The sequence below is a fragment of the Corynebacterium nasorum genome, from assembly GCF_022347325.1.
GTDB classification, from domain to species: Bacteria; Actinomycetota; Actinomycetes; order Mycobacteriales; family Mycobacteriaceae; genus Corynebacterium; species Corynebacterium kefirresidentii.
This window is the reverse complement of the sequence record NZ_JAKRDU010000031.1, coordinates 1-3,262: the sequence shown is the minus strand read 5'-3', so window position 1 is coordinate 3,262 and position 3,262 is coordinate 1. Positions and strand designations below refer to the sequence as shown.

General features: G+C 58.0%; 1 protein-coding gene and 2 pseudogenes. 1 reads left to right on the top strand and 2 read right to left on the bottom strand.

Annotated features, from left to right (window positions below; translation table 11 throughout):
* Nucleotides 1–755: 755 nt before the first annotated feature.
* Nucleotides 756–965: pseudogene (locus tag MHK05_RS11730) on the top strand (transglycosylase family protein); the annotation flags it as partial.
* Between the two features lie 120 nt (nucleotides 966–1,085).
* Here the strand turns inward: MHK05_RS11730 and MHK05_RS11725 are convergent.
* Entirely contained in the window at nucleotides 1,086–1,448 is a 363-nt protein-coding gene (locus MHK05_RS11725) for a DoxX family protein (RefSeq protein ID WP_023025233.1), read from the bottom strand.
* 40 nt (nucleotides 1,449–1,488) lie between these two features.
* Nucleotides 1,489–3,141: pseudogene (locus tag MHK05_RS11720) on the bottom strand (proline--tRNA ligase); the annotation flags it as partial.
* Nucleotides 3,142–3,262: the final 121 nt, after the last annotated feature.

Sequence of the window (3,262 nt, the reverse complement as noted above, 5' to 3'; positions counted from 1 at the left end):
CCGCCAAGATACGGTCCTCTACAAGACGGACCACACGGTCCTTCGCATCCTGGTCAAATTTTCTTGGCATATTCCAGATTTTCCCATCTACTCAGACGGAACAAAACCTGGGACACTTCAAACCCGCAGGTAAAACTCTGTGTATAAGCGCCTTTATGTGTCAACTTATGCGCAGGCGTGTGTCAACTTATGCGCAGTAGTCTCATGTGGGTTTCCGTATGGGTAAATCAGCGCAGTCGTATTTTGCGTGAGGGTAAATCTGTGCAAGCTGTTTGGGGTAAAAAGAAAGCGACCTAGAGGGACGCTAGTCTTCCGCGTTCGGCTTAGTCGAGTTCGGGGCGGGGCGGTTTCTGCTGAACTGATGGGGCAGTCCTCGTGACCGTCACTCCGTCAGTCTTGCCATATGTCTTGCCATATGGCGGGACATATGTTATATGCGTATGCTTTGCCATATGCTAAAGCATACGCCTAGTAATATGTAGTCTTACCTGCTCTTTTGTACGTCTAGCTAGGGTGTTGGGTGGTGAAATCGACAGACTTAAGGGCGGCTACGAGTGTCTCTGTGTGCATATTTTGCCTCATGAGCGGCTTTTATAAAGGCAGGGGTGGAATCATACTTCTAGGTCTCGTCAGGGGTGGCTGCTAGCGTTAGTGCTGGTTCACAATCACGCCCCGCTACTTGTGGTGGGGTGTGGGCGTGACTTCCTCGTCGGTGCGCGGTAAGGCCCGCGCGTGACGTGGGCTGTCCCGCGCGCACCGGCGGTGATTGGCACATCAATACCGGAAATGGTTACCAGGGCGGCCTGCAGTTCAACCCGCAGACCTGGGCCGCCAATGGCGGCACCCAGTACGCCCCAACCGCTGACCAGGCAACCCGCGAGCAGCAGATTGCCGTGGCCGAAAGCGTCCTAGCCACCCAGGGTGCTAGCGCTTGGCCTAACTGCGGCGGCCCCGTCGCCGGCTAGTTTTAGCCTCGGCATTTAACACGAAACCGGCCTCCTCCCCTTCCCGCTAAACCCCGCGGAGTAAGGGAGGAGGCCGGTTTTGTGCTTGACCTAGCTGGCTAGCATGCAGCCAAGGCGGCTTTAGGCCTCATGCTTGGCGATATTCCAGGCATACATCATCAACAACACCTGCAGCGGCTGGCGGATGATGTGGTAGAGCTTCTTTGGCCACCCTGCCTTGCGCTCGATCCAGGCGTGGTACATATTGGCTGGCCACACCGCTGCAAAGAGCGCGAGTGCGGAGGCACCTCCGAAGCCGCGGGTGGCGCGGCGGCGAAGCAAGGCACCGGTGGCAATCTCCCACAGGCCCGAAGCAAAGTTATAGAACCGCGCAGGACCTGGCAGTTGCGGCGGGACAACGGATTCGTAAATCTTCGGCTTCACAAAGTGCAGTACGCCCGTTGCTAAAAGCACCGTGGAAAGCCCATTCTTTTGAAAGTTCATACCTTCCACGGTACCACGCCGCAGGCCCGTGCGAGGACAATTAGCCGCGCACGAGCTCGAGGATCTTGTCCACGATGTCCTCGGCTGGAACCTCGAGGGTCTCTCCCCCGCGGATGCGCAGTTCAATCTTGCCGTCCTTGAAGGCACGGCCCAAGATAGCCACGAAGGGCATGCCAAGGAGCTCTGCATCCTTGAACTTCACGCCCGGGGAGACCTTTGGGCGGTCATCGAAGAGCACCTCGAGCCCCTTGGCAGATAGCTCTTCTACCAGCTTGTCGCCGGCCTCCATGGCTGCTGCATCCTTGTTGGCAACGGCTACGTGTACCTGGTAAGGAGCGACGGCAACCGGCCAGTTGAGGCCCTTGTCGTCGTGGCGCTGCTCGGCCAAGACGGCCAGCATGCGGGTAATACCAATGCCATAGGACCCCATGGTAGGAACCGCACGCTTGCCGTTTTCGTCCAAAATCTGGACATCGAAGGCCTCGGTGTACTTGCGGCCCAGCTGGAAGATATGACCGAGCTCAATGCCGCGCTCCAAGGTCAAGGTGCCTTGGTTATTAGGAGCCAGGTCGCCTTCTTTAACCTCTGCAGCCTCAATGAACTCATCCACGGTGAAATCGCGGCCGGCTACGCAGCCAACCACGTGGCGCTCGCTCGCATCGGCGCCGGTAATCCACGCCGTACCCTTGACCACGCGCGGATCGGCCAAGACCTTGATGCCATTGGCGTTCAAAGCGCGCGGGCCCACATAGCCCTTGACCAAGAAGTCATTGTCTGCAAAGTCCTTGTCCCCGGCCAACTCAAACTCCACCGGCTCGAGTGCAGCCTCAAGGCGCTTCTCATCCAGCTCGCGGTCGCCAGGGATGAGAACGGCTGCCAGCTCGGACTCGCGCTCTTCGCTCTCCACGGCCGGGTGGTAGAGCTTGACCATCATGCACTTGAGGGTATCTGCAGCGGTGGCCTCGCGGCCGTCGACAGTAATGCCTGCGCCTTGGGCCCATTCGACCAGCTTCTCAATGGTCTCTGCTCCCGGGGTGTCATGCTCCTGTGCCTCTGGCTGGCCCTCAATATCCTTCTCCGCCGGTGCTGGGGTTACCACGGCCTCGACGTTGGCTGCGTAGTCGCCCTCGGTGGAGCGCACAAAGGTATCCTCGCCCACCTCAGAGACGGCGAGGAATTCCTCGGAGGCAGAGCCTCCCATGGCACCAGAGGTGGCCTTACAGATGGCGTAATCGATCTCTAGGCGGTTAAAGATATTCTGATACGCCTTGCGGTGGCGGCCGTAGGACTCGTCCAGGCCCTCATCGGTCATGTCGAAGGAGTAGGAATCCTTCATCGTGAATTCGCGGCCACGCAGCACACCAGCGCGGGGGCGCTCCTCATCGCGGTACTTGGTCTGAATCTGATACAGCGTGACCGGAAAATCCTTATAAGAGGAATACATATCCTTGACCGCGCTGGCAAACATCTCCTCGTGGGTAGGTCCAAGCAGCATATCTGCGTTCTTGCGGTCCTTCAGGCGGAAGAGGTTATCGCCGTATTCCACCCAGCGGTTGGTCTTTTCATAAGGCTCGCGCGGCAGCAGGGCAGGAAATAGCATTTCCTGGCCGCCAATGGCGTCCATTTCCTGACGGACTACATCTTCAATCTTGCGCAGGGTGCGCAGCCCTAACGGCAGCCAGGTATAAACGCCCTGAAGTGTCCCGGGTTTTGTTCCTAGGCATTTGCCTTGATTTCCATTATTTCTTGGGCCGGGTTGGTTTCCCAAAACTCTGACTCAACCTCAGCTGGCGTGCGATAGCCGAGACTTTGGT